The organism is Ferrimonas balearica (genome assembly GCF_019802085.1).
GTDB lineage: Bacteria > Pseudomonadota > Gammaproteobacteria > Enterobacterales > Shewanellaceae > Ferrimonas > Ferrimonas balearica_B.
In genome coordinates, this window is sequence record NZ_JAHVHV010000001.1 from 1,002,657 (window position 1) to 1,029,167 (window position 26,511).

General features: G+C 62.7%; 25 protein-coding genes. 15 read left to right on the forward strand and 10 right to left on the reverse strand.

Annotated elements, in window-relative coordinates; all coding sequences use genetic code 11:
* Entirely contained in the window at positions 1-903 is a 903-nt protein-coding gene (hisG, locus tag KUV81_RS04620) for an ATP phosphoribosyltransferase (RefSeq protein ID WP_222542670.1), read from the reverse strand.
* A gap of 308 nt (positions 904-1,211) precedes the next feature.
* On the opposite strand from hisG, the gene KUV81_RS04625 reads away from it, so the two are divergent.
* From KUV81_RS04625 to fadD (KUV81_RS04665), 9 genes are all read left to right on the forward strand, one after another.
* Complete coding sequence (locus KUV81_RS04625) at positions 1,212-3,140, forward strand: ATP-dependent DNA helicase (protein WP_222542671.1); 1,929 nt, start codon at positions 1,212-1,214, stop codon at positions 3,138-3,140.
* A 108-nt stretch (positions 3,141-3,248) separates the two neighbouring features.
* Positions 3,249-3,938, forward strand: a complete 690-nt coding sequence (gene tsaB, locus KUV81_RS04630; RefSeq protein WP_222542672.1) for a tRNA (adenosine(37)-N6)-threonylcarbamoyltransferase complex dimerization subunit type 1 TsaB — start codon at positions 3,249-3,251, stop codon at positions 3,936-3,938.
* 14 nt (positions 3,939-3,952) lie between these two features.
* Positions 3,953-4,225, forward strand: coding sequence for a hypothetical protein (locus KUV81_RS04635; protein WP_222542673.1), 273 nt, complete (start codon positions 3,953-3,955; stop codon positions 4,223-4,225).
* Positions 4,226-4,282: 57 nt separating this feature from the next.
* On the forward strand, positions 4,283-5,098 hold the full coding sequence (locus KUV81_RS04640) for a class I SAM-dependent methyltransferase (protein ID WP_222542674.1): 816 nt from the start codon (positions 4,283-4,285) through the stop codon (positions 5,096-5,098).
* An 84-nt stretch (positions 5,099-5,182) separates the two neighbouring features.
* Positions 5,183-6,058 carry an alpha/beta hydrolase gene (locus KUV81_RS04645; RefSeq protein WP_222542675.1) on the forward strand — a complete coding sequence of 292 codons (876 nt, stop codon included), beginning with the start codon at positions 5,183-5,185 and terminating at the stop codon, positions 6,056-6,058.
* A 78-nt stretch (positions 6,059-6,136) separates the two neighbouring features.
* Positions 6,137-7,810, forward strand: coding sequence for a long-chain-fatty-acid--CoA ligase FadD (fadD, locus tag KUV81_RS04650; protein ID WP_222542676.1), 1,674 nt, complete (start codon positions 6,137-6,139; stop codon positions 7,808-7,810).
* Entirely contained in the window at positions 7,810-8,934 is a 1,125-nt protein-coding gene (gene rnd / locus KUV81_RS04655) for a ribonuclease D (RefSeq protein WP_261389192.1), read from the forward strand. Before fadD (KUV81_RS04650) ends, rnd begins: the two co-directional genes overlap by 1 nt.
* 147 nt (positions 8,935-9,081) lie before the next feature.
* Positions 9,082-11,115: an acyltransferase family protein gene (locus KUV81_RS04660; RefSeq protein ID WP_222542677.1), complete on the forward strand. Its 2,034-nt coding sequence runs from the start codon at positions 9,082-9,084 to the stop codon at positions 11,113-11,115.
* Positions 11,116-11,337: 222 nt separating this feature from the next.
* Entirely contained in the window at positions 11,338-13,005 is a 1,668-nt protein-coding gene (fadD, locus tag KUV81_RS04665; protein WP_222542678.1) for a long-chain-fatty-acid--CoA ligase FadD, read from the forward strand.
* Positions 13,006-13,050: 45 nt separating this feature from the next.
* Here fadD (KUV81_RS04665) and minE read toward each other — a convergent pair whose 3' ends face one another.
* From minE to minC, 3 genes are read right to left on the reverse strand one after another with little or no spacing between them, the layout of a single operon-like run.
* Complete coding sequence (gene minE / locus KUV81_RS04670; protein WP_222542679.1) at positions 13,051-13,299, reverse strand: cell division topological specificity factor MinE; 249 nt, start codon at positions 13,297-13,299, stop codon at positions 13,051-13,053.
* Position 13,300: 1 nt separating this feature from the next.
* Complete coding sequence (minD, locus tag KUV81_RS04675) at positions 13,301-14,107, reverse strand: septum site-determining protein MinD (protein ID WP_222542680.1); 807 nt, start codon at positions 14,105-14,107, stop codon at positions 13,301-13,303.
* Positions 14,108-14,115: 8 nt separating this feature from the next.
* Positions 14,116-14,820, reverse strand: coding sequence for a septum site-determining protein MinC (gene minC / locus KUV81_RS04680; RefSeq protein WP_222542681.1), 705 nt, complete (start codon positions 14,818-14,820; stop codon positions 14,116-14,118).
* Positions 14,821-14,898: 78 nt separating this feature from the next.
* On the opposite strand from minC, the gene KUV81_RS04685 reads away from it, so the two are divergent.
* The 4 genes from KUV81_RS04685 (at position 14,899) to KUV81_RS04700 (ending at position 17,096) form a co-directional block, all read left to right on the forward strand.
* Positions 14,899-15,183, forward strand: coding sequence for a YcgL domain-containing protein (locus tag KUV81_RS04685; protein WP_222543348.1), 285 nt, complete (start codon positions 14,899-14,901; stop codon positions 15,181-15,183).
* 19 nt (positions 15,184-15,202) lie between these two features.
* Positions 15,203-16,180, forward strand: a complete 978-nt coding sequence (locus KUV81_RS04690; protein ID WP_222542682.1) for a lytic transglycosylase domain-containing protein — start codon at positions 15,203-15,205, stop codon at positions 16,178-16,180.
* Positions 16,181-16,239: 59 nt separating this feature from the next.
* Entirely contained in the window at positions 16,240-16,701 is a 462-nt protein-coding gene (locus tag KUV81_RS04695) for a YcgN family cysteine cluster protein (RefSeq protein ID WP_222542683.1), read from the forward strand.
* Between the two features lie 104 nt (positions 16,702-16,805).
* The gene (locus KUV81_RS04700; RefSeq protein ID WP_222542684.1) at positions 16,806-17,096 is read left to right on the forward strand and encodes a hypothetical protein; all 291 of its coding nucleotides are present in this window, start codon (positions 16,806-16,808) and stop codon (positions 17,094-17,096) included.
* Between the two features lie 9 nt (positions 17,097-17,105).
* Here the strand turns inward: KUV81_RS04700 and dsbB are convergent, their stop codons facing one another.
* Together dsbB and nhaB are read right to left on the reverse strand one after the other, a co-directional pair.
* Positions 17,106-17,636 (reverse strand): disulfide bond formation protein DsbB, encoded by a 531-nt coding sequence (gene dsbB / locus KUV81_RS04705; RefSeq protein WP_222542685.1) that lies wholly within the window; start codon positions 17,634-17,636, stop codon positions 17,106-17,108.
* Between the two features lie 52 nt (positions 17,637-17,688).
* Entirely contained in the window at positions 17,689-19,266 is a 1,578-nt protein-coding gene (gene nhaB / locus KUV81_RS04710) for a sodium/proton antiporter NhaB (RefSeq protein ID WP_222542686.1), read from the reverse strand.
* Between the two features lie 274 nt (positions 19,267-19,540).
* Here nhaB and fadR point away from each other — a divergent pair, with 274 nt between their 5' ends.
* A complete protein-coding gene (fadR, locus tag KUV81_RS04715) occupies positions 19,541-20,260 on the forward strand; it encodes a fatty acid metabolism transcriptional regulator FadR (protein ID WP_222542687.1) in 720 nt (239 codons plus the stop codon).
* Here fadR and KUV81_RS04720 read toward each other — a convergent pair whose 3' ends face one another.
* From KUV81_RS04720 to KUV81_RS04735, 4 genes are all read right to left on the reverse strand, one after another.
* The gene (locus KUV81_RS04720; protein ID WP_222542688.1) at positions 20,261-21,769 is read right to left on the reverse strand and encodes a SpoVR family protein; all 1,509 of its coding nucleotides are present in this window, start codon (positions 21,767-21,769) and stop codon (positions 20,261-20,263) included. It abuts the gene before it with no gap.
* Positions 21,770-21,787: 18 nt separating this feature from the next.
* The gene (locus KUV81_RS04725) at positions 21,788-23,056 is read right to left on the reverse strand and encodes a YeaH/YhbH family protein (RefSeq protein ID WP_222542689.1); all 1,269 of its coding nucleotides are present in this window, start codon (positions 23,054-23,056) and stop codon (positions 21,788-21,790) included.
* A gap of 13 nt (positions 23,057-23,069) precedes the next feature.
* A complete protein-coding gene (locus tag KUV81_RS04730; protein ID WP_222542690.1) occupies positions 23,070-25,004 on the reverse strand; it encodes a PrkA family serine protein kinase in 1,935 nt (644 codons plus the stop codon).
* A 333-nt stretch (positions 25,005-25,337) separates the two neighbouring features.
* Positions 25,338-25,919, reverse strand: coding sequence for a Fe-Mn family superoxide dismutase (locus KUV81_RS04735; protein ID WP_222542691.1), 582 nt, complete (start codon positions 25,917-25,919; stop codon positions 25,338-25,340).
* A gap of 203 nt (positions 25,920-26,122) precedes the next feature.
* Between KUV81_RS04735 and KUV81_RS04740 the strand changes: the two genes are divergently transcribed.
* Complete coding sequence (locus KUV81_RS04740; protein ID WP_222542692.1) at positions 26,123-26,455, forward strand: Grx4 family monothiol glutaredoxin; 333 nt, start codon at positions 26,123-26,125, stop codon at positions 26,453-26,455.
* Positions 26,456-26,511 lie beyond the last annotated feature (56 nt).

Sequence of the window (26,511 nt, forward strand, 5' to 3'; positions counted from 1 at the left end):
TTACCCCAGCATCTTTTCAATGGGCAGGACGAGGATGGAGCTGGCCCCCAGGGTCTTGAGCTCCTCCATGGTGTCCCAGAACAGGGTTTCGCTGCTCACCGCGTGCAGCGCCACCCGGCTGTCGTCCTCCGCCAGGGGCAGCACCGTGGGGTTTTCGGCCCCCGGCAGCAGGGCGATCACTCGCTCCAGTTGCGCCTTGGGGGCGTGCAGCATGATGTACTTGCTCTCCTTGGCCTGGATCACGCCGTTGACCCGCACCAGCAGCTTGTCCACCAGGGCCTGGCGGGCGTCGTCCAACGGCTGGGGGGTCTGGATCAGGGTGGCCATGGAACGGAACATCACCTCCACCTCTTTGAGGCCGTTGGCCTCCAGGGTGGCCCCGGTGGAGACCAGATCACAGATGGCGTCCGCCAGGCCGGCCCGGGGGGCCACTTCCACGGAGCCTTTGAGCATGCAGCTTTTGAAGGGCACGCCCTTTTCATTGAGGTAGCGGCGCAGCAGGTTGGGGTAGGAGGTGGCGATGCGGCGCTCGCCCAGGGCGCCCACGCCGGTGTAGTCGAAGTCCTCCGGCACCGCCAGGGAGAGGCGGCAGCCGCCGAAGTCCAGGCGACGCAGGGTCTGGAAGTTGGCTTCCTGGCCCAGGGCCTCGCGCTCCAGACGCTCCTCCTCCAGCACGTTCTCGCCGATAAAGCCCAGATCCACCACGCCGTCCATCACCAGGCCGGGGATGTCGTCGTCCCGCACCCGCAGCAGGTCGATGGGGAGATTCTCCACGTGGCTCATCAGGCGCTGGTCGCGCAGGTTGAGCTTCAAGCCGCAGCGCTTGAGCAGGGTTTGGGTCTCCTCGGAGAGGCGACCGGATTTTTGGATGGCGATGCGAAGTCGTTTGGTTGTTTGTGTCATCTTGTCAGTCCTTAAAACGAGAAACCCCCGGCGCTTGGCCAGGGGTTTTGTCTCGTTCGGGACTCTATCCGCTGGTGGCGCCGCTACGGCAGCCCCAGCGATGTCGCCTTCGGCTACCGCTGAATGTGGTGATGATGATGGATAGCGCCTTGGCGAAAACGGGTCATGTTGGTCCAGATCGTAAAACTGTGTGCTTGCCTTTTACGCTAATCCAGGGGTTTTTCTTTTGCAAGGGCCATTTTTACTTTTTGCGGTTATCACTTATGTCGTAAGGTGGGCGGCGTTTTTTACCGGGCAGAGGAGGGCAGGTGGCCACCAGCCGTTTGCAAAAAGAGGTTGCCCTGGCGCTGTCGGCGTCGGGCCTTTTGGGGCAGGGGATCCCGGGCTTTCGGCCCCGTGGGATCCAGCAGAGCCTGGCCCAGGCCATCGTCGAGGCCGCCGAGGGGCACCAGACCCTGGTGGCGGAGGCGGGCACCGGCATCGGCAAAACCTTCGCCTACCTGGTCCCGGCCTTGCTCAGCGGCAAACGCACCCTGGTGAGCACCGGCAGTAAAAACCTCCAGGACCAGCTGTTCTTCAAAGACCTGCCGGCCCTGCTCAAACTGATGGAGCGGCCACCCAAGGTGGCGCTGCTCAAAGGACGCAGCAACTACCTGTGCCACTACCACCTAAACCGCCGACTGACGGACCTGCCGGATGACCCCACCCTGGTGGACCAGCTGATGCGGATTCGTCACTGGGCCAACGGCACCCCCAGCGGCGACTTTGCCGAGCTGACCTCGGTGCCCGAGGGCTCCCTGGCCCTCACCCTGGCCGGCTCCAGCAACGACAACTGCCTGGGCCGCAAGTGTCCGGAGTTTGAGCGTTGCTGCCTGAAAAAGGCCCGGGACAAGGCGATGGAGGCGGATCTGGTGGTGGTCAACCATCACCTATTCTTCGCCGATATGGCGCTTAAAGAGACGGGGTTTGGCGAGATTTTGCCGACATCGGAGCTATTTGTCTTCGACGAGGCGCACCAGCTTCCGGACATCGCCCTGACCCATTTCGCCACCAGCCTCTCCAGTCGCCAGCTGAACGACCTGGCCCGGGAGATGGAGCGGGCCTACGCCGGGCCGTTGCGGGACTGTCGCCAGTTGCACTCCGGGGCCCAGCGGCTCAAGGCCGCCACCGTGGATCTCTATGACGCCCTGGGCGGGGAAAGCACCGGGCGGGGTAACCTGGACTGGCGGGCGCTGCGCACTCAAAGCGCGGTGGAGCAGGCCCTGTCCAGCCTGACCGAGGGCCTGGATTTTGCCCGTCGGGTGCTGGAGGGGCAGTTGAGTCGGGACGAGGGGGCGGATCACGCCTTCGAGCGGGCGGCCCTGTTGCAGACCCGGCTGAGCACCTTCCTTATCCCGGCCGGCCACTCCCTGACGGTGGAGTGCCAGCGGGGCCACTTCGTACTGCGGGCCAGTCCTTTGTCGGTGGCCGAACAGTGCCAGGCCTATTACGCCCAGTTCCAGGCCGGCTGGGTATTCACCTCCGCCACCCTGACGGTGGCAGACCGCTTCGACCACTTTATCCGCGAGATGGGGCTGAGCAGCCCGAAGGAGCTCATCCTCGACAGCCCCTTCGATTACCCCAAACAGGCGCTGCTGTGCGTGCCTCGCTACCTGCCGGAGCCGGGCCAGGCCAACCTGTCCCAGGCGCTGGCGGAGGTGGCCGAGCAGCTGGTGAAGGCCGCCGATGGCCGCACCTTCTTGTTGTTCACCAGCTACCAGATGATGCACCAGGTGGGGGAGATCCTGGCCCGCCGTCTGTCTCAGCCCTTGTTGGTGCAGGGGATGGGCTCCAAGCGCACCCTGCTCAGCCGCTTTACCCAGCTGGGCAACGCGGTGCTGCTGGCCACCGCCAGTTTCTGGGAGGGGGTGGACGTGCGAGGCAAGGCCCTGTGCTGCGTGATGATCGACAAGCTGCCCTTTGCCTCCCCGGACGACCCCCTGGTCAAGGCCCGCTCCGATGCGGTGCTCCTGCGTGGCGGCGATCCCTTCAACGAGGTGCAACTGCCCCAGGCGGTGATTGCGCTGAAGCAGGGGGTGGGGCGGCTCATTCGTGGCGAGGGGGATCGCGGTATACTGGTGATCGCCGATCCCCGTTTGGTGGCCCGCCCCTACGGTGGCCTCTTTCTGGCCAGTCTGCCCCCCATGTCGCGTACCCGGGACCTGAATGCGGCGGTCGAACGGCTGCGCACCCTTTAGTGCCCAAATCACCGGCGTTGATGAGGGTTGCACCAGAGCGCCCCCGGCGCATCGACTCGGGCGGTTCAGTTGTCTAAAATGTGCGGCCAAACAGTGAAGAGAAGCCCCATGTCCGAGAAGATCCTCATCATCGACACCGCCACCGAGAACTGCTCCGCCGCCCTCTACCTGGATGGGCAGGTGTGGGATCGTGAGCAGGAGTCGCCGCGCGAGCACAGTCAGCGACTGCTGCCCATGGTGGATGAACTGCTGGCCGAGGCCGGCATCACTCTGGCACAGCTCGACGCCATCGCCTTCGGTCGCGGGCCCGGCAGCTTTACCGGCATCCGCATCGGCACCTCGTTGATGCAGGGGCTGGCCCTGGGGGCGGACAAGCCGGTGCTGCCGCTGTCCAACCTGGCGGCCATGGCCCAGGCGGCCATCAGCGAGGGGGCCAGCGAAGTGGTGGCCGCCATCGATGCGCGCATGGGGGAGGTCTACTTCGGCCAGTTTCGCGCCGAGCAGGGGCTGGCGGTGGCCGTGGGGGAGGAGCAGGTGATCGCCCCCGAGGCGCTGCTGGACCAGTGGCAGCTGGGCGAATCGGTGGTGGCGGTGGGCACTGGGTTTGAGACCTACCCGGAGCTGGCCGAGGATCCGCGCATCACCCTGGCGTCGCATCTGCGCCTGCCCAGTGCTAAGCTCATGATCCCCTTGGCGTTAGACCAGTACCGTCAGGGGCACGCCAAGCCGGTGGACGAAGTGGAGCCGGTGTACCTGCGCAATAATGTGGCCTGGAAGAAACTGCCGGGCCGCGACTGAACGAGGATCCGCGGATGCGACCGGTCGGCATCGGGCTACCCGCCCCCACAGACAACGTCAGAACGCCGGTTGCTCCGGGGCGCGAACCCAAACCCCTTGAGGCCACCGCCGAGGCGGTGCTGGTGCAACCTGGCGATGCCGCCGGTTGGGCCAGCTGGCAGTCCGGCCGGGCCCGATTGTACCAGGAGGGGGGCGATCATCCCGCCCTGGCGCTCTACAAGGATGTGGCCAACGACGATCTTCGTCAGAACCTGCAGCGACTGGTGGGGGTGGATCTCTACGTGTAGAGACCCTGCCGGGAACCTGCTAAGGTCTTTCCTGTTTTCTAAGGAAAGGAATTCATCATGTTTAAACCCCTGATCTCTTTTGCAGTTTTGGCGGCTTCCCTGGCCGGTACGGCCCAGGCGGAAACCAACCCCTCTCTGCAAGCCCTGACCCAAGGTGAGCATCGCAGCGAGGCCAACGTGGCCCGCAACCTCTATCGCCATCCGGTGGAAACCCTGGAGTTTTTCGGCCTGCACCCCCACATGCGGGTGATTGAGCTGTGGCCCGGCAGCGGTTGGTACACCGAGATCCTCGCCCCCTACCTCAAGCCCGAAGGGGAGTTTGTCGCCGCCGGCTTCGAGCTCAACCCGCCGGCGGAGGCCAACAGCCCGGCCTACCGAGTGCGCATCGGCAAGGGTTACGAAGAGAAACTGGCCGCCAGTCCCGAGCTGTACGATCAGGTGCAGGTGATCGCCTTCGATCCGCCGCGCAAGGCCAGCCTGGGGATCGAAGCGACCGCCGACATGGTGCTGACCTTCCGTAACCTGCACAACTGGGCCAAGGATGGGCAGCTGGAAACCGTGTTCCGCAGCGCCTGGGAGGTGCTGACACCCGGCGGCGTATTCGGCGTGGTGGAGCACCGCGGCTTCCCCGGCATCGACCTGGCCACCGGCTACATGGACGAAGCGGAGGTGATCGCCCTGGCCGAGAAGGTGGGTTTCCGCCTGGCGGCCAAGAGCGAGGTGAACGCCAACGCCAAGGACAGCAAGGACCACCCCAAGGGGGTCTGGACCCTGCCGCCGTCCCTGCGCCTGGGTGAACAGGATCGTGCCAAGTACCTGGCCATCGGCGAGTCCGACCGCATGACACTGAAGTTCTACAAGCCTGAAATCTAACCGCCTTTACAAAGCAGTAACTGATCCAACCACAGACCAGTTGAGACGGTTCTGTGAACTGGATCGGGACAGCGTAGGAGAGCTATGGCAACCTTGCCCGCCGCCGATGCGGTGACACTGGAACTGGAAGAGATCATCCTGGCCGCCCAGCGCTGGGGGGATCCAGACGCCCCCCTGATCCTGGCCCTGCACGGCTGGCTGGACAACAGCGAAAGCTTTGCCCTACTGGGGCCCGAGCTGGCCGAAGCCGGTTACCAGGTGCTGGCACTGGACTGGGCCGGACACGGCCACTCAGGCCACCGAGCGGAGGGTAACCACTATCTCTTCCTGGAGTACCTGTACGATCTGCACCGGGTGGTGCTGTCCCTGGGGCAGCCCATCCATTGCCTGCTGGGGCACTCCATGGGCGGCATACTGGCCCAGCTCTACGCCGGCCTCTACCCGGAGCATGTCCACCAACTGGTGGCCATCGAAGCGGTGGGGCCACTTATCAGTGAGCCGGGCAAGGACGCCGAGCGCTTAAGGCGCGGTTTTATGAGCCGCCTTAAACGCCAGGGTGTGCGCCAGGGCTACGACAAGCTGGCCCCCTTGGCGGCGGCCCGGGCCCGCAGCGGCGATTTCGATGAGCGTCTGGCGCGGATGCTGCTGTCCCGCAACCTGGAGTTTCGTGGTCGGCGCTGGTATTGGCGCTCGGACTCGCGGCTTCGCGAACGCTCAGCCTGGATGATCACCGAGGGCCAGGCCCGGGACTACCTGTCCGGCTACCGCCGCGATTCTCTGGTGGTGCTGGGCGAGCAGGGCTACCCCCAGCTCAAAACGGCCTGGGAGCAGCGCCAGGACTGGTTTTACGATGTGCGTCGGGTGGACATTCCCGGCGGGCATCACTGTCATATGGAGTCGGTGCCGGAGTTGGTCCAGACTCTAGTGACTTATCTGGGTGGGAAACCGACGGTTTCCTGACCCCTTTCAGACTTTTTAGGGGCAAAGGTGCCCCCGTGCAGTACCCCCAAGCAGTACTGTTCCACTAAGGAGAACAGCGTGGAAAAACCCTGGCTCAACAGCTACCCCGCCGGCGTACCGGCCGAGATCAACCCGGATCAGTACGCCAGCCTGCTCGATCTGTTCGAGGAGAGCTGCCACCGCTACCCGGATCAGGTGGCCTTCATCAACATGGGGGCGGTGCTGACCTACCGTCGCCTGGAGGAGCAGAGCCGCGCCTTTGCCGCCTATCTGCAGAACGAGTTGAAACTGGCCCAGGGTGAGCGGGTGGCGATCATGATGCCCAACCTGCTGCAATACCCCATCGCTTTGTTCGGCGTTTTGCGCGCCGGCCTGGTGGCGGTGAACGTCAACCCCCTCTACACCCCGCGGGAGCTCAAGCATCAGTTGACCGACTCCGGTGCCAAGGCGATCATCGCCGTCACCAACTTCGGCTCCAGTTTGCAGCAGGTGGTCAACCAGACCCCGGTGGAGCACGTGATCCTGACCAAGATCGGCGATCAGCTCTCCGCGCCCAAGCGCACCCTGGTCAACTTCGTGGTGAAGTACGTCAAGAAGATGGTGCCCAAGTACCACTTGCCGGGCGCGGTCTCCATGCGTCGGGTGCTGGCCAAAGGCCGCTTCCAGCAGTACGTCAAACCCAAGGTGGTGGGCGACGATGTGGCGTTTTTGCAGTACACCGGTGGCACTACCGGGGTGGCCAAGGGCGCGATGCTGACCCACCGCTCCGTGGTGGCCAACATGCTGCAGTGCGACGCCTACTACGGCCCGCTGCTGGACGACGGCAAGGAGATGGTGGTGACGCCGCTGCCGCTCTACCACGTGTTCGCCAACACGGTAAACCTGCTGCTGTTCATCAAAAAGGGCGGGCAGAACCTGTTGATCACCAACCCGCGGGACTTCGACGCTTTCCTGGGGGACCTGAAAAAGTACCCCTTTACCGCGCTGACCGGGGTCAACACCCTGTTCAACGCCATGGTCAATCACCCGGAGTTCGCCAACATCGACTTCAGCCAGTTCAAGCTGACCATCGGTGGCGGTATGGCGGTGCAGCGTGCGGTGGCCGAGCAGTGGAAAGCCGCCACCGGCGTGCCGCTGATTGAGGGCTACGGCCTGACCGAGTGCTCCCCGGTGGTGGCCGCCGGCTGCTACGACCAGACCGAGTACAGCGGGGCCATCGGCCTGCCGCTGCCCTCCACCGAGATCCGGGTGGTGGACGAAGCGGGCCAGGTGTTGCCCCAGGGCGAGGTGGGTGAGCTGCAGGTGCGCGGGCCCCAGGTGATGAAGGGCTACTGGCAGCGTCCCGAAGAGACCGCCAAGACCATGGACGGCGAGTGGCTGCTGACCGGCGACATCGGCCGCATGGACGAGCAGGGGAACTTCTTCATTGTCGACCGTAAGAAGGATATGATCCTGGTTTCCGGTTTCAACGTCTTCCCCAACGAGGTGGAGGATGTGGTGGCCCTGCACCCCAAGGTGCTGGAAGTGGCGGCCGTGGGTGTGCCCCACGAGGTGTCCGGTGAGCTGGTGAAGGTCTTTGTGGTGGCCAAGGAGAAGGGGCTGACCGAGCAGGATCTCATCGCCCACTGCCGCAAGCACCTGACCGGCTACAAGGTGCCCAAGTTGGTGGAGTTCCGTGAGGAGCTGCCCAAGACCAACGTGGGCAAGATTTTGCGTCGCGAACTGCGCGACGAGGTGAAGGAGTCCAGTTGATGCAACCCATGCCCCAGTGGCAGTGGATCGACAACGACGAAGACCTGGCGGCCCTGTGCCGCCAGTGTCGTCAGAAAGACGCGGTGGCCCTGGACACCGAGTTTGTCCGAACCCGCACCCTGAACGCCCAACTGGGCCTCATTCAGATCTACGACGGCGAGACCCTGGCCCTGGTGGATCCGCTGCCCATTCGCGATCTCGGCCCCCTGTGGCAGCTCATCGCCGATCCGGCGGTGGTCAAGGTGCTGCACAGCGCTAGCGAAGATCTGGAGATCTTCGCCCATCGCGGCGGGGTGATCCCCACCCCGCTGTTCGACACTCAGGTGGCTGGCGTGCTGCTGAACCTCGGCGGCGCCATGGGCTATGGCAAGCTTATCCAGCACTACCTGGAGATCGAGCTGGACAAGGGCGAGGCCCGCACCGACTGGCTTAAGCGTCCGTTGAGCGACAAGCAGCTCAGCTACGCCGCCGCCGACGTCTACTACCTGCTGAAGGTGTATCGTCTGATGCGCCCGGCCATCGAACAGATGGGCCGGCTGGATTGGCTGTGGCAGGAGGGGGAGCGCGCCTGTCGCGGCCGCCTGAAGCCGGACGATCCCGAAAAGGCCTACCTCAAGGTGAAAAACGCCTGGCAGCTCAAACCCCGTCAACTGGCGGTGCTCAAGTCCCTGGCCGCCTGGCGACTGGGGGTGGCGCAGCAGCGGGATCTGGCGTTGAGCTTCGTCCTCAAGGACGCGGCATTGCTGAACCTGGCCCGCCGGGCGCCGCGCTCCATGGCCTACCTGGTCAAGATGGAGGGGCTGCACGAGCGGGAGATCCAGCGCCACGGCAAGGCGATTTTGCGCGCCATCGCCCTGGCCGATGTGGACAACCCGCCGGAGGCGATCGATCCCCTGGGTCAGGACCCGGAGTTTCGCGAGTCCCTCGCCCTGGCCCGCAAGGTGGTGCAGGGGTTGGCGGAGCGTGAGCAAGTGGCCCTGGAACTGCTGGGCTCCAAGAAGCTGGTGCAGCAGTACGTCGAATGGGTCTGGCGCGAACGCTTCGGCCCGGAGCCGGATCTGGTGCAGGGCTGGCGAGGGGACCTCTGTGTCCAAACGCTTGCGGATGTAAAATTGCTGCCCTAGATGTGATCTAGGTGTAAATGATGTGTGGGTCAGGCGTTGCGCCTGGCCTTTGTTTTGCCCTCAAGGCTTTGAGCGCTCGACAACCCTTGGCATCATTCGCCCCCTTGGTGGGCCGGCGGGGCCTGACCCTTTGATGGTGGGGGCCCAATGCAATCCAATTTGAGTTACCGTACTGACATCGACGGCCTGCGCGGTTTGGCCGTGCTGCTGGTGCTGTTCTACCACGCCAACCTGGATGGGATCCCCTCCGGGGGCTTTATCGGCGTCGACGTGTTCTTCGTACTCTCCGGCTTTCTGATCACCTCCATCATCGCCACTCAGGTGCCGCGGGGCGATTTCGCCTTCTCCGACTTCTACGCCCGTCGTGCCAAACGCCTGTTCCCCGCCTTTTTGCTGGTGGCGGTGATCACCACGCTGCTCTCGGCGCTGGTCCTGCTGCCGGCGGACTTTACCGCCTACACCCGCAGCCTGCGCGAGGCGCTGCATTTCACCTCCAATTACCACTTTGCCGAGGTGGCCTCCGACTACTTTGCCGGCAACGCCATCGTCCGGCCCATGACCCACACCTGGTCCCTCTCCATCGAGTGGCAGTTCTACCTGCTGTTCCCAGCCCTGTTGTGGGTCCTGCTGCGCTGGGCGGGGCAGGGCGCGGCCCTGGCGGTGGTGTCCGGCCTGACCGTGCTCGGTTTTGGCCTGTCGCTCTACACCCTGAACACCCAGGCCGAAGAGGCCTACTTTTTAAGCCAGGCGCGCTTTTTCGAGCTGCTGATCGGCGCCACCCTGGCCCTGGCCTGGCCCCGCTTCCCCAAGGCGATTGAGCGCCTGTCGGTGCTGGCCCTGCCGGCGCTGGCTTTGGTGCTGGTCGCTGCCGTGGTCTACTCCAGCCAGACCGTCTTCCCCGGTTGGGCGGCCCTGTGGGTCTGTCTGGCCACCGCCGTGCTGCTGGTCAGCGGTGCCGCGGCCCCCAAAAGCCCGGTCACCCGGCTGTTGAGCCATCCGGCTCTGGTGTTTTTCGGCGCCATCTCCTACTCGCTCTACCTCTGGCACTGGCCGCTGTTTGCCCTGGCCCGCTACATCGAGGCCGATACTCCGCTGATGATGGCGGCCCTGACGCTGCTCTCCATCGCGCTGGCCTGGTTGACCTACCGCTTCGTGGAGCAGCCGGCCCGCCGCAAACCGATGCGCGGGGCTGTGGTGGCCACCGCGTTGTTCCTGGTGCCTTTGGTGCTGGCGCTGCTGCTTAACACCCAGGTGCGGCGCAGCGACGGTTACCCGGAGCGTTTGGGGCCGGAGGCCACCGCCGCCTACCACCAGTTGCAGGCCTACGACGATGCGCTGAACCTGCCGGATTGTGACGCCAACGAGTACCCGGTGGACAACAACCCCTGCCTGCTGGGGGACACCGACCAGCCGATGGCGGGTCTGGTGTTGGGAGACTCCCATGCCCGTCACTTCCGCGGCTTTTTCGACACCATCGGCAAGGCGCAGGGGGTGAGCTTCCTCTCCGGTCACCACGTGGGCTGCATGCAGCTTGAGGGGCTGGTGATGTGGAAAAACGGCCGCATCAAGCGCGACTGCCAGACCCTGTCCGCCGAGTACCTGGACGCCATCAAGGCGGGTCAGTTCGAGCGGGTCTACCTGGCCAATCTTTGGACCAACCTGCTGCGCACCGACCGGGTGATCTTCCCCGACGAGGATCGCATCGGCCACATCACCACGCTGTTGAACGACACCATCGAGACCATCCTGGCCGGCGGCGCCGAACCCATCATCCTGCGCACCGTGCCCAATGATGGTCGCAACGTCTCCACCTGCTTCTACCGTCACGGCGATCCTGAGCGTTGTACCGTGGAGCAAGCGGGCGGCAAGCACGCCGAGAACCAGTCGATCATCAACGCCCTGTTTGCGGATCTGAAGGCCCGTTACCCGCAGATCCGCTTCTACGATCCGGCCGAAGTGCTGTGTCACGACGGACGCTGTGACGGCATGGAGGAGGCGTTGCCCCTCTACGAGGACAGCAACCACCTGTCCACCTATGGGGCTCGGGTATTGGCCGAGCGCACGCTGGCGCAGGAGATCTCGCCATTCCGTGTGGCCGATGTGCGTACTCAGGACAACGCACCGGTGGCCGAGGCGCCGGCCGATAAGGACGCAGAGGCTGCGCGCGAATCGGCGGAGTAAGTCTGCATCCTTGTTTGAAAAAACCCGGCTTAGGCCGGGTTTTCTTATGCCCGCTTGCGGGGCAGGGCTGCACCAAAATGCCCCAAAGTGAAACTGCTTACTCTGGGGGTGCTGGAAACGGGATGTGAATCATGACATATTGTGGTGCAATTCAATTAAACGATTGTTTAAACGAGACCAATAAGAAACGCGGCGACCACGTCGCGGTGCAAGGAGGCTTAGATGGAAGAGTTATGGCTGGGCAGCTACCCCAAGGACGTGCCGGCGCAGATCAACCCCGAGCAATTTACCTCGCTGGTGTCGCTGCTCGAGGAGAGCGTGGCCAAGTTTGGTGACCGCGCCGCCTTCGTCAATATGGGCGCCTCCCTGACCTACCGTCGCCTCGATGAGCTCAGCCGTGCCTTCGCCGCCTACCTGCAACAGGACCTGGGTCTCAAGCAGGGGGATCGGGTGGCGCTGATGATGCCCAACCTGCTGCAGTACCCGGTGGCCCTGTTCGGGGCCCTGCGCGCCGGCATGGTGGTGGTGAACGTCAATCCCCTCTACACCGCCCGGGAGCTGAAGCACCAGCTCAATGACTCCGGCGCCCAGGCCATCGTCATCGTCTCCAATTTCGCCCACACCCTGGAGCAGGTAGTGGCGGACACCCCGGTCAAACACGTGATCCTGACCAGCCTGGGAGACCAGCTCTCCCTGCCCAAACGCACCCTGGTCAACTTCGTGGTCAAACACATCAAGAAGATGGTGCCCAAGTACCATCTGCCCCACGCTCGCTCCCTGCGCAGCGCCCTGGCCAAGGGGCGCCACCTGCAGTACGTGCGCCCCAATGTGAAGCCGGGCGATCTGGCGTTTCTCCAGTACACCGGCGGCACCACCGGCGTGGCCAAGGGCGCCATGCTGACCCACCGCAACCTGGTGGCCAACCTGGAGCAGGTGGGGGCCTTTATCGGGCCGCTGCTGAGCGAGGGGGAGGAGACGGTGGTTACTGCACTGCCGCTCTATCACATCTTCGCCCTGACGGCGAACTGTCTGCTGTTCATGAAACTGGGCGGCACCAACTTGCTGATCACCAACCCACGGGACATGCCGCTGTTTGTCAAAACCTTAAAGAGCATGCCCTTTACCGCCATCACCGGAGTGAACACCCTGTTCAACGGCCTGCTCAACACCGAGGGGTTCGACGAGATTGATTTCTCCGGCCTTAAGGTCAGCCTGGGGGGCGGCATGGCAGTACAGCGCGCTGTGGCGGAGCGTTGGCAGGCAGTGACCGGCACCCGGTTGCTGGAGGGCTACGGGCTGACCGAGTGCGCTCCGGTGGCCAGCGTGGCGCCCTATACCGCCAGCGGCTACGACGGCACCATCGGCCTGCCGGTGCCCTCCACGGCGATGCGCCTGGTGGACGAGGCCGGTGAGGTGGTGCCCCTGGGGGAGCGGGGCGAGCTGCAAGTGAAGGGCCCGCAGGTGATGAAGGGCTACTGGCAGCGTCCCGAAGCCAGTGCCGAGGTGCTCAAGGAGGGGTGGCTCTCCACCGGAGACATCGCGGTGTGCAACGAGCGGGGCTACTTCACCATCGTGGACCGCAAAAAGGACATGATCCTGGTATCCGGTTTCAACGTCTTCCCCAATGAGATCGAGGATGTGGTGGCGATGCACGATAAGGTGGAGGAGGTGGCCGCCGTGGGGGTGCCCAACGAGGTCTCCGGTGAGGTGGTGAAGATCTTCGTGGTGCGCAAGGACCCCCGGCTGTCCGAGAATGCCCTGATGGCCCACTGTCGTGAGCACCTGACCGGCTACAAGGTGCCCAAGCTTATCGAGTTCCGCGACGAGCTGCCCAAGACCAACGTCGGCAAGATCCTGCGTCGGGCCCTGCGCGAAGAGCAGGCCGCCTGAGCACAACACACCACAAAATAAAGCCCGCATCCGCGGGCTTTTTTCTTATCTGGGGGGGAGGGGCACGTTGAGTTCCAGCACCGCCAGCTCGTCGTCGTGGTCCAGGCGGATGGCGATCTCCTCGGTGGGCACGTACTTGGCCAGCACCGCCATCAGCTCCCGCTGCAGCTCCGGCAGGTATTCCGGACCGTTTCGCTGATGCCGCTGGTGGGCGACGATCACCTTAAGCCGCTCCCGGGCGGTGTCGGCGGAGTCCGGCTCCGCTCCTTTGCGAAAGTAATCCAGCAGTCCCATCTCAACCTCCAAAGAGTCGTTTGAGCCAGCCCTTGGGGGCCTGGGTAAAGCGCAGGGGGCGCGCCTCCCCCAACAGCCGGGCTACGGTGTCCTGGTACGCCTGGCCGGCGTCGGACTCGGTATCCAGGATCACCGGGGTGCCGGCGTTGGAAGCCTTGAGCACCGCGGGGGATTCCGGGATCACCCCGAGCAGGGGGATGGCCAGGATCTCCTCGACATCCTTCAGGCTCAGCATCTCCCCGCTGTCCACTCGGCCGGGGTTGTAGCGGCACAGCAGCAGATGCTCCTTGACCGGCTCCAGCGCCTGTTCGGCCCGCCGGGAGCGGCTTTGCAGCATCCCCAGGATCCGGTCGGAGTCGCGCACCGAGGAGATCTCCGGGTTGGTGGCGACGATCGCCTCATCGGCAAAATAGAGGGCCATCATGGCACCGTGCTCGATGCCGGCGGGGCTGTCGCAGAGGATGAAGTCGAAGCGGGTTTTGAGCTGGGCCAGCACTTCGGCCACCCCTTCCCGGCTCAGGGCGTCTTTGTCCCGGGTCTGGGAAGCGGGCAGCACATAGAGGTTGTCGCAGCGTTTGTCCTTGATCAGCGCCTGGTTGAGGTTGGCTTCGCCGTTGATGACGTTGACGAAGTCATACACCACCCGCCGTTCGCACCCCATCACCAGGTCCAGGTTGCGCAGGCCGATGTCGAAATCGATGATCACCGTGGGGTGGCCGGCCTGGGCCAGCCCCATGCCGATGGCGGCGGAGGAGGTGGTTTTGCCCACCCCCCCTTTGCCGGAGGTGACGACTATTACTCGGGACATGAGTGCTCCTATGAACGGGGCAGGGGAGTAAACGCCAATGCGTCCCCCTGCAACTGGACCAGCACCGCCTGGCCCCAGTGGCCATGGTCGGGGTCCAACATCTGGTAGTGGCCCGCCAGGGCCACCAGCTCCGGCTGGAACTGGTGGCAGATGAGGCAGGCACTGGTTTCACCACTGGCCCCGGCAAAGGCCCGGCCCCGCATGGCACCGAACAGCTGGATGTTGCCGTCGGCGGCCAGCTCGGCCCCTTCGCTGACCTGGCCCAGCACCAAAAGGTCCCGCTCCTTGGCGTACACCTGCTGACCGGAGCGCACCGGCCGGTCGATCACCAGGGGGGGCAAACGGCGATTGAGGGGGGCCCCTTTGTGCTCCAGGCAGGGCAGGGGCAGGCTTTCCAGGGCCGCCCTGTGGTGGGCCTGGGCGCGGGTGATGGCCATAGGCATCAGGTCGTGGCGACGCAACAGGTCCAGGACGTCACTGAGGGCCAGCTCGGGGCCTAGAGCCTCGGCATCCAGGATCACCGGCATGCGGCGAAACAGGGTGGGGGCGCGCTCGATGTGACAGGACAGCGACTGTTCCAGCTGGGCCAGGGAGTGGCCGCCAAGGCGCAGGGTGGACAGGGTGAAGCTGCCACCTTTGAATTCGACGAAGGGGGAGTGCATGCTCGCCTCAAACTGCTGGGCGGACTGGCGAAAGCTTGGCCAGCGGCGCATTCTTTTATCGGGGCCGCATGGTATAGTGACCAGCGCGGTTTTCGCAATAATGAACAGAGTTAATTGCTTAAAATTATGATGATTTGTGCCGTTTATAAGAGCAGTCGGAAGGCGGACACTTACCTGTTCCTGCCCAAGCGTGACGACTTCTCAAAAGTCCCCGCCCCCTTGATGGAGGTGTTTGGCACGCCGATTTTTGTCATGCTGTTGCCGATGACCAAGGTCAAACAGCTGGGCCAATCCGACCTGGAGAAAGTGAAAGCGGAGCTGACGGAGAAGGGGTTCTACCTGCAGTTGCCGCCGCCGACGGAGGATCTGCTGAAAACGCACCGTCGCGAACTGGGTCTGGATGACGAATCATAACAACGGAGGCGCTGTGAAGATGTGGAAACGGACATTGGCCGGTGCACTGATGAGCCTCAGTGCCGGCGCGGCGGCCGTGGATGCCGCCGGCTTTAAAGACTACGTGGAGACCCTGAAGGCGGAAGCCGCAGAACAGGGCATCAAGCAAAGCACTCTCGACAGTGCCTTTGCGGACATCAAGCTGTTCAAACGAGCCATCTCGGCTGACCGCAACCAGCCGGAATTCAAAAAGACCCTCGATACCTACCTGCCTCAGGCGGTTCCCGAGTGGAAGGTGGCCCAGGCCCGCAAGCTCTACAAGGAGCACCGCGAACTGCTGGAAGAGATCGGCGAGGCCTACGGCGTTCAGCCCCGCTTTATCGTCGCCCTGTGGGGGATTGAAACCAACTTCGGTGGCTACACCGGCAACTACCCGGTGGTGGGCACCACCGCGTCCTTGGCCTACGAGGGGCGCCGGGAGGCGTTCTTCAAAGAGCAGGTGTTTGCGGCGCTTAAGATCATCGACGACGGCCACATCACCGCCGACAAGATGCGCGGCTCCTGGGCCGGGGCCATGGGGCAGACCCAGTTTATGCCCACCTCCTTTTTGAGCTACGCCGTGGATTACGACGGCGATGGGCGCAAGGACATCTGGCACACCCTGCCGGATGTGTTCGCCTCGGCGGCCAACTACCTGAAAAACGTCGGCTGGCAGTACGATCAAACCTGGGCGCGTCAGGTGCGGGTGACCGAGCCGGTGGCCGAGGAGTTGCAGGGCCTTGAGGTGAAAAAGAGCCTGGCCGAGTGGCAGGCGCTGGGAGTGCGCAAGTACGACGGCGGCAACCTGCCCAACCGGGCGGATATCGAGGCCTCGTTGGTGTTCCCCGATGACGCCGATGGCCGGGTTTATCTGGCTTACGCCAACTACGATGCCCTGATGCGCTGGAACCGCAGCCACTACTTCGCGGTGGCGGTGGGCTACCTGTCGGATCGCATCAAGTTCCCTGCCATCGAGTAAGCTTTTTCGCTATAATGCGCGCCCCCGAACCTGGGGGCGCTGTTGTTTTCGGAGGAGCCATGACCGATCAGACGCCGTTTTGGCGCAAACCCCTAAGCGAGATGACCGACAAAGAGTGGGAATCCCTCTGCGACGGTTGCGGCAAGTGCTGTCTGAACAAGCTGATCGACGACGACACCGACGAGGTGTACTTCACCAACGTGGCCTGCCAGCTGCTCAACCACAAAAGCTGCCGCTGCAAGCAGTACGAGCGCCGTTTTGACTACGTCCCCGACTGCTACAAGATCACCCCGGAAAACGTCGGCGAGCTCAACTGGCTGCCGCCAAGCTGCGCCTATCGACGCCTGCACGAAGGGCGTGACCTGCCCAGCTGGCATCCCCTGCTGACCGGCAGCAGCTCGGCGATGCACGCCGCCAAAATGTCGGTGCGCAACAAGGTGCTGGATGAGCGGGATGTGGGCACCGAGAGCCACATCCTGGTGGGCTGCATCGTCCACTGGCCCGCGGACGACATCGACTGAAAAAGGCGCCCTCAGGGCGCCTTTTTTGATGGATATTGCGGCACTTGTCAGCGCCCATAACTCTGTGACATGGTCAGGGAGTCAGTCACATCGGAGGGAACTGCATGGCACGCACCCAGACCTACCATCACGACGAGGCGGGCAACTGCATCCTGACCGTCAGCGCCGCCAGTCAAAACGGCGGCATGGCCCAGGTGGTCGGTGGCCACCTGTTTCGCCGTTACCTGGAGGGGGATCGCCGCTTTATCATCCGCTTGCCGGGTAACATCGGCCTGACCACCATGGAGGTGATCAGCGGTGCCTTGTTGGGCCTCAATGCCCAGATCACCCTGGAGGGGGATGGCGCCGCCTTGGTGGAGGAGTTTCTGCGCGAACAGCACGACCACCGGTTGTAGCGACGGCGCTCAGCGCTTGGCGGTGCGCAGGGCCGCGGCCCCAACCAGCAATCCGACCACCAGGTAAAGAACAAAGGCCACCAGGGTCCACTGGGCCATGGTTACGCCGAGAAACTCCCAGGCCTTGTCGGTGCAATCGCCGGTGGGCTCAAACAGCGACGGCAGCCAGTGGTGCAGGGGCAGCCAGCTTGGAAAGTCGGGGATGAAGTCGCAGCTGGCGCCAAAGAGCCCAAAGCCTTCCGGCGGGGTGGATTGTTTCTGGACCAGTTGCCAGGCGATCTTCGCCCCCCAACCGGCACCGACCAACCAGCCCAGCCAGCCGATCCCCTGACACACCGGATTCTGCGGCGCCAGCAGGGCCACCAGGGCCCCCAAGGCGATGGCGCACACCGCCACACGAATGTAGATGCACATGACGCAGGGGCCCAGGTCCATGGCGTACTGGAACACCAGGGCGGCCACCATCAGGGCCACGGCGGAGAGAAACAGGAGGGCCCAGGGGGCGCGCTGGCGGGGCAGGGCCCCAAGAGTTGCAAACATATCCAATCCTTAGAAAAACGGCGCCTTTCGGCGCCGTTTCGTTGGGTGCGGCTCAGTGGCCGACGCTGACGCCATCGGTCACACCGTGGTGACTGATCCAGTGGAGGTTATACATCGCCTCAGTGGCCTCACTCAAGACACCGAACTGGATCATCGCCAGACCCACCAGGGTCAGGACGATGGTGTAGGGCAGGGCCAGGATCACCATGCGGCCGTAGGAGAGGCGGATCAGCGGGGCCAGGGCGGAGGTCAGCAGGAACAGGAAGGCCGCCTGACCATTGGGGGTGGCCACCGAGGGCAGGTTGGTGCCGGTGTTGATCGCCACCGCCAGCATGTCGAACTGGTCGCGGGTGATCTCACCTTTGAGCAGCGCGGCTTTCACCTCATTGATGTACACGGTGCCGACAAACACGTTGTCGGAGACCATGGAGAGGGCGCCGTTGGCCAGGTAGAACATCACCGACTGGGTGTTGCCCTCGAACTGCAGTACCCAGTGGATCACCGGGTAGAACAGCTTCTGATCGATGATCACACCGACGATGGAGAAGAACACCGCGAGCAGGGCGGTAAAGGGCAGGGCCTCTTCAAACGCCTTGCCCAGGCTGTGCTCGTCGATGACGCCGTTAAAGGCGGTACAGAGGATGATGACCGACAGGCCAATCAGGCCTACAGCCGCCAGGTGCAGCGCCAAACCGGCGATGAGCCACAGCCCCACCAGGGCCTGGACGATAAGCTGCATCTTCTCCTTATTGGTGCGGTTGGCGTCCTCGTGCTTGTCGAAGTCCACCAGAATCTGGCGTACCGGACCCGGCAGGGGGGCGCCGTAGCTGAACCAGCCCATCTTCTCCACCACCGCGCAGGTGAGCAGGCCCGCCACCAGCACCGGCAAACTCACCGGCGCCATGCGCAGGAAGAACTCCCCGAAGCCCCAACCGGCCTGGGCGGCGATGATGAGGTTCTGGGGCTCACCCACCATGGTGCACACGCCACCCAAGGCGGTACCCACACCGGCGTGCATCATCAGGTTGCGCAGGAAGGCACGGAACTGCTCCAGCTCATCCTTGGACAGGGTGATGCTCTCATCGTCGCTGTGGTCGTGGCTTTGCTGGAAATTCTTGCCCGAGGCCACCTTGTGGTAGATGGCGTAGAAGCCGGTGGCCACGCTGATCACCACGGCGATCACCGTCAGGGCGTCGAGGAAGGCGGAGAGGAAGGCGGAGGCCAGGCAGAAGGCCATCGACAACACCACCTTGGAGCGGATCCGGGTGATGAGTTTGGTGAAGATGAACAGCAGCAGCTGCTTCATAAAGTAGATCCCCGCCACCATGAAGATCAGCAGCAGGATCACCTCGAGGTTGGCTTCAATCTCATGCAGCACCTGACTTGGCGAGGTCATGCCCAGGGCCACCGCCTCGATGGCCAAAAGACCGCCGGGTTGCAGGGGGTAGCACTTGAGGGCCATGGCCAGGGTGAAGATGAACTCGATCACCAGCAGCCAGCCGGCAATGAAGGGATCGAGCATGAACACCAGGGGGTTAATCAATAAAAAGAAAAGAATGGACGCTTTGTACCATTTCGGGGCTGAACCCAAGAAATTCTGGAAAAACGCCTGTTGTAGTGAGACCGCCATGACTTCCCTCAGGGGCTGGTATTATCGTTCGAAACGTCGATGTTATGATTTCAGCGGGCAATTTTAATGCGAGTGCAGTCACAAAGTCACTTCTCCGGAACATCGATTACGGCTGTGCAACCCCGAATTTGAATCAAGTGATGATTTTTAAAGCACCCAGTTGTGTGCACTTTCGCTGCACTTGAGCCCCCTTTTGCTTCCTATTTCACCCCCCTCTGGTATGATCAGCTGACAACAAAAAAGCGATAACATGACTGAATAGGCTGCCGATCCAATGATTATCAAAGCTCAAAGCCCGGCAGGCTTTGCCGAAGAGTACATCGTCAAGTCCATCTGGAATAACAAGTTTCCACCTGGCTCGATCCTTCCTGCGGAGCGCGAGCTGTCTGAACTGATCGGGGTCACCCGAACCACCCTGCGTGAAGTGCTGCAGCGTTTGGCCCGTGATGGCTGGCTGAGCATTCAGCACGGTAAGCCCACCCGAGTGAACAACTTCTGGGAAACCTCCGGGCTCAACATCCTGGAAACCATCGCGCGTCTGGACCAGGACGGCGTCCCTGAGCTGATGGATCAGCTGTTGGCCGCTCGCACCAACATCAGCAGCATCTACCTGCGTTCTGCGGTGCGTCACTGCCCTGACAAGGTGCTGGAGCTGGTGGAAGAGGCCGCGGCACTGGTGGAAGATGGCGGGGCCTTTGCGGATTTCGATTACCGTTTCAACCACTCGGTGGCCTTCGCCTCCGGCAACCCCATCTACTCGCTGATCCTCAACGGCTTCAAGGGGCTGTACAGTCGAGTCGGGCGCTACTACTTCACCAGCCAGGAAGGCCGGGATCTGGCCCGTCAGTACTACGAGGAGCTGGGTAAGCTGGCCGCCTCGCGGGACCACGAGGCGGTGATGCCCCTGGTGCGCCGCTACGGGGTGGGTTCCGGTAAGATTTGGCAGAAGATCCGCGGCGACATGCCCAAGGACATCGCCGAAACCAAGATCTGATCAGTCTCGACTCTTCTCCGGGCAGCGTGCGATAAGCTCCACGCTGCCGTTTTCCTGCTCCTGCTCCAGCACCACGTCGAAGCCCCAGAGTCGATGCAGGTGCTTCATCACCTCTTCCCGGCTCTCCGCCAGAGGCACCCTGTCCTGCGGCGTGTAGCGCAGGGTCAATGAGCGATCCCCCCGCACTCGCACATCCCAGATCTGAATGTTGGGTTCCAGGTTACTGAGGTTGTACTGCCGGGCCAGGGCGGTGCGCAGATCCCGGTAGCCCACCTCGTCGTGGATGGCGGACACCTCCAGGTAGTTCTTGCGATCGTCATCGCGCACCCCGAACAGTTTAAACTGCCGCATCAGGCGAGGGGAGAGGTACTGGGCGATAAAGCTCTCATCCTTGAAGTTGGCCATGGCGAAATGCAGGGCGTCCAGCCAGTCGGTGCCGGCCAGATCCGGGAACCACTCGCGGTCTTCCGGCTCCGGGTTTTCACAGATGCGGCGGATGTCCTGGAACATGGCAAAGCCCAGGGCATAGGGGTTGATGCCGCTGTAGTAGGGGCTGTTGTAGGGGGGCTGGGCCACCACGTTGGTGTGGTTGTGGAGAAACTCCAGCATAAAGCGGTCGCTGAGCCGACCCTCGTCGTAAAGGTGATTGAGTATGGTGTAGTGCCAGAAGGTGGCCCAACCTTCGTTCATCACCTGGGTTTGTTTCTGGGGATAGAAGTACTGGGCAATCTTGCGCACGATGCGCACCAGCTCACGCTGCCAGGACTCCAGCAGCGGTGCGTTCTTCTCGATAAAGTAGAGCAGGTTCTCCTGGGGCTCTTGAGGGAAGCGGTGCTCCTTTTGTGCCTCGTCCGTCACTTCCCGGCGGGGCAGGGTGCGCCAGAGATCATTAACCTGACTCTGCAGGTACTCCTCCCGCTCCTTCTGACGCTGCTTCTCCTCTTTGAGGGAGATCTCCGAGGGGCGCTTATAGCGGTCCACCCCGTAGTTCATCAGCGCGTGACAGGAGTCGAGGATCTCCTCCACCGCGTCGATGCCGTGGGCCTGTTCGCACTCGGCGATGTACTTCTTGGCAAACAACAGGTAGTCGATGATGGAGTCGGCGTCGGTCCAGGTGCGGAACAGGTAGTTGCCCTTGAAGAAGCTGTTGTGGCCGAAACTGGCGTGGGCCATCACCAGCGCCTGCATGGTGATGGTGTTCTCCTCCATCAGGTAGGCGATGCAGGGGTTGGAGTTGATGACGATCTCGTAGGCCAGTCCCATCTGGCCCCGTTTGTAGTGCTGCTCGGTTTCGATGAATTTCTTGCCGAAGGACCAGTGGGCGTAGCCGATGGGCATCCCCACGCTGGCGTAGGCGTCCATCATCTGCTCGGCGGTGATCACTTCAATCTGGTTGGGGTAGGTGTCGAGCCGATAGTGCTCCGCCACCCGGGCGATCTCGCCCTGGTAGCGCTCCAGCAGTTCGAAAGTCCAATCCGGCCCGTCGGGCAATGTCGGTCGTTCCACCATACAGCCTCCCCTGAATGCTTATGCGGCCTGTTTCTTGAACAGCTCGCGGAATACCGGGTAGATGTCCTCCACCGACCGAATGTGCTGCAGGGCGAAGTGCGGGTTGGCCTTGGCCAGGGTCTCGTACTCGCGCCACAGGGTCTGGTGGGCCCGGTTTGTGATTTCGATGTAGGTGTAATACCGGCAGACCGGCAAGATCTTGTGCTCCATCAGCTCTTTGCAGTGGGGCGAGTCGTCGGCCCAGTTGTCGCCATCGGAGGCCTGGGCGGCGTAAATGTTCCACTCGTTGGAGGGGTAGCGCTCCGCCTGGATCTCGTGCATCAGCTTCAGGGCACTGGAGACGATGGTGCCGCCGGTCTCCTGGCTGTAGAAGAACTCGTGCTCGTCCACCTCTTTGGCCTGGGTGTGGTGGCGAATGAACACCACGTCCAGGGCCTTGTAGGTGCGAGTCAGGAACAGGTAGAGCAGGATGTAGAAACGCTTGGCCATGTCCTTGGTGGCCTGATCCATGGAGCCGGAGACGTCCATCAGGCAGAACATCACCGCCTTGGAGGTGGGCACCGGCCGCTGAACGAAGGCGTTGTAGCGCAGATCGAAGGTGTCGATAAAGGGCACCGCCTGAATGCGCTTGCGCAGGGCCTCGACCTCGGCCTCCAGGGCCTGGATCTGCTCGGTGCTGGAGCCGGGGGTGTCCAACAGGGCCTGCAGCTCAGCCTCCAGCTGGGCCAGCTTCTGCTTCTTGCCGGCGGTCAGCGCCGTACGGCGGGCCAGGGACTGGCGCAGGGAGCGGACGATGTGGATGTTGGCGGGCACCCCGTCGGTGGTGACGCCAGCGCGGAAGGTTTTGAACTCCACCAGCTTGTCGAGGCTGTTGCGCTGCAGGTTGGGCAGCGCCAGGTCGTCAAACAGCAGGTCCAGGTACTCGTCCTTGGAGATGGAGAAGACAAAATCGTCCTCCCCCTCACCGGAGTTGGAGGCCTGCCCCTTACCCGCGCCACCGGCGCCGCTCCCCGGCGGCCGGTCGATGCGATCGCCGCGGGTGAACTGGTCGTTGCCCGGGTGCACCCGTTCCCGGTTGCCCCCGGCCCCGTGGTGAAACACCGGCTCGGTGATGTTCTTGCTGGGAATGCTGATCTGTTCGCCGCTCTCGACGTCGGTCACGCTGCGATTGGTGACCGCATCGGAGACGGCTTTTTTGATCTGCTGCTTGTACCGCCTTAAAAAGCGTTGGCGGTTGACGGTGCTCTTTCCTTTGGCGTTGAGACGCCGGTCGATAAAGTGGGCCATTGGCGTCCCCCCATCAGCTCGACTTCCGAACGCGCAGGTACCACTCGGACAACAGGCGCACCTGCTTGCGGGTGTACCCCTTCTCCATCATGCGGTCGACGAAGTCATCGTGCTTCTTCTGCTCGTCCGCCGAGGTCTTGGTGTTGAAGGAGATCACCGGCAACAGATCCTCGGTGTTGGAGAACATCTTCTTCTCAATCACCGAGCGCAGCTTCTCGTAACTGGTCCAGTTGGGGTTCTTGCCGTTGTTGTTGGCCCGGGCCCGCAGCACGAAGTTGACGATCTCGTTGCGGAAGTCCTTGGGATTGCTGATCCCGGCGGGCTTCTCGATCTTCTCAAGCTCGGCATTGAGCGCGGCGCGGTCAAACAGCTGGCCGGTCTCCGGGTCCCGGTACTCCTGGTCCTGGATCCAGAAATCGGCGTAGGTGACGTAGCGGTCAAAGATGTTCTGGCCGTACTCGCTGTAGGACTCGAGATAGGCGGTCTGGATCTCCTTGCCGATGAACTCGACGTATTTGGGGATCAGGTAGCCTTTGAGGTGCTCCAGGTACTTGTCCTGCAGCTCCTGAGGGAACTGCTCCCGCTCGATCTGCTTCTCCAGCACGTAGAACAGGTGCACCGGGTTGGCCGCCACCTCGGAGTGGTCGAAGTTGAACACCCGGGAGAGGATCTTGAACGCAAAGCGGGTGGAGAGGCCGCTCATCCCCTCGTCGACCCCGGCAAAGTCGCGGTACTCCTGGTGGGACTTGGCCTTGGGATCCGTGTCCTTCAGGGTTTCGCCGTCGTACACCCGCATCTTGGAGTACACCGAGGAGTTCTCCGGGTCTTTGAGGCGGGAGAGGACGCTGAACTGGCTCAGGATCCCCAGGGTACCGGGGGCGCACTGGGCGTCCAGCAACTCGGAGTTGGCCAGCAGTTTTTCATAGATGCGCCGCTCCTCGGAGACCCGCAGGCAGTAGGGCACCTTGACGATGTAGACCCGGTCCAGGAAGGCCTCGTTGTTCTTGTTGTTGCGAAAGCTCTGCCATTCGGACTCGTTGGAGTGGGCCAAGATAATGCCGGAGAAGGGCAGGGCGGAGAGCCCTTCGGTGCCGTTGTAGTTGCCCTCCTGGGTGGCGGTCAGCAGCGGGTGGAGCACCTTGATGGGCGCTTTGAACATCTCCACAAACTCCATGATCCCCTGGTTGGCTTTACAGAGGGCACCGGAGTAGGCGTAGGCGTCGGCGTCGTCCTGGGCGAAGTGCTCCAGCTGACGGATGTCCACCTTGCCCACCAGGGAGGAGATGTCCTGGTTGTTCTCATCCCCGGGCTCGGTCTTGGCCACGGCGATCTGGTCGAGCACCGAGGGGTAGACCTTGGCCACGCGGAATTTGCTGATGTCGCCACCGAACTCGTGCAGGCGCTTGGCGGCCCAGGGGGAGGTGACGGAGCGCAGGTAGCGTTTGGGCACCCCGTACTCCTTCTCCAGGATCTCGCCGTCCTCGTCGGTATCGAACAGGCACAGGGGGTGGTCGTTCACCGGGCTGCGCACGCCGTTGGCGGTCAGCACGTAGATGGGCACCCGGGTCATCAGCTTCTTGAGCTTCTCCGCCAGGGAGGATTTCCCGCCCCCCACCGGCCCCAGCAGATAAAGGATCTGCTTGGACTCTTCGAGCCCCTGGGCGGCGTGCTTGAGGTAGGCGACGATCTGCTCGATGGCGTCTTCCATGCCGTAAAATTCGGCGAACGCCGGGTAGCGGGCCACCACGCGGTTGGAGAAGATGCGGGAGAGTCGCGGGTCCAGTGCGGTGTCCACCATTTCCGGTTCACCGATGGCCATCAGCAGTCGCTCTGCGGCGCTGGCGTAGGCGCTGCGGTCCGATTTACACAGTTCCAAAAACTCATGGAGACTGTACTCCTCGTCCCGCGTTTGTTCGTACCGATGCTGGTAATGCTCAAAGATGCTCATGTGTCACCCCCCAAAAGCGCTGAGACCACCTGCGGTGGCCGCCAAAAAACCGTCACCTCATCGTAAGCGTAGACTGATTATCCCTAACCTGTTCACGCCAAAAGCAAAAACGGATAATTCTTCTCCGGTTTTCCTTAATTTACCGACGCCGGACTTTGCCGTCGGATCCCCTTAGTAGACCCTCTTGTACGCCGACCTGTTGCAAACAGATTACTTCAGGGCCGGGGACACAAAGATGACAGGGGCGAGGGAAATGAGCGGCAAATTTTGGCAGGGCAGCAAAAAGGGAGGCCCGTTGGCCTCCCTTGTTTATCGCGTTATCGCCGATGCTTATCAGGCGAAGTTCTGGTTGACGAACTCCCAGTTCACCAGGTTCCAGAAGGCCGCCATGTAGTTCGGGCGGGCGTTGCGGTAGTCGATGTAGTAGGCGTGCTCCCACAGGTCGACGGTCAGCAGCGGAGTCACGCCTTCGTCGGTCAGCGGGGTGGCCGCGTTGCTGGTGTTGACGATGGCCAGGCTGCCATCGGCGTTCTTCACCAGCCAGGTCCAGGAGGAGCCGAAGTTGTTGATGGCGGACTCGGTGAACTTGGCCTTGAACTCGTCGAAGGAACCGAAGGCCGCGTCGATGGCCGCCGCAATGGCGCCAGAGGCCGCGCCACCGCCGTTGGGGGACAGGCAGTGCCAGTAGAAGGTGTGGTTCCAGATCTGGGCCGCGTTGTTGAACACGCCACCGGTGGAGGTCTTGACGATCTCCTCCAGGGACTGGTTGGCCATCTCGGTGCCCTCAACCAGGCCGTTCAGCTTGGTGACGTAAGTCGCGTGGTGCTTACCGTGGTGGAACTCCAGGGTCTCGGCAGAGATGTGGGGCTCCAGTGCGTCTTTTGCGTACGGCAGGGCAGGAAGTTCAAACGCCATTGCTCTTCTCCATTGATATTAGAGGGGTGTTATCCATGTGCTGGCGGTCATTCTAGCGAAGGAAATCGTGAGGCGCATCAACTTCCCACCGTGCCCCTGTGTGGGTGGCGAAAAATATAGCCTTATTAATAATGGTGTTTTGTCCATCCCCCCCTTGGCATAGAATGGGCCCCAGGTACCTAACCACAGAGACAGACGTATTCATGGATACCGTAGAGAAGATCAAAAGTCAGATCGCTGAAAATCCTATCATTTTGTATATGAAGGGCTCCCCCAAGCTGCCCAGCTGTGGATTTTCCGCCCAGGCTGCCCAGGCGCTGATGAACTGCGGCGAGCAGTTTGCCTACGTCGACATCCTGCAAAACCCGGACATCCGTGCCGAGCTGCCGGCCTACGCCAACTGGCCCACCTTCCCCCAGCTGTGGGTGGATGGCGAGCTGATCGGCGGCTGCGACATCATCATGGAGATGTTCCAAAAGGGTGAGCTGCAAAGCCTGATCAAGGAGACCGCCGCCAAGCAGGCGCCGGCCGAGTGATCGCCCCTTAAACGAAAAACGGAGCCAAGCGGCTCCGTTTTTTGTGTCTGGCGTCT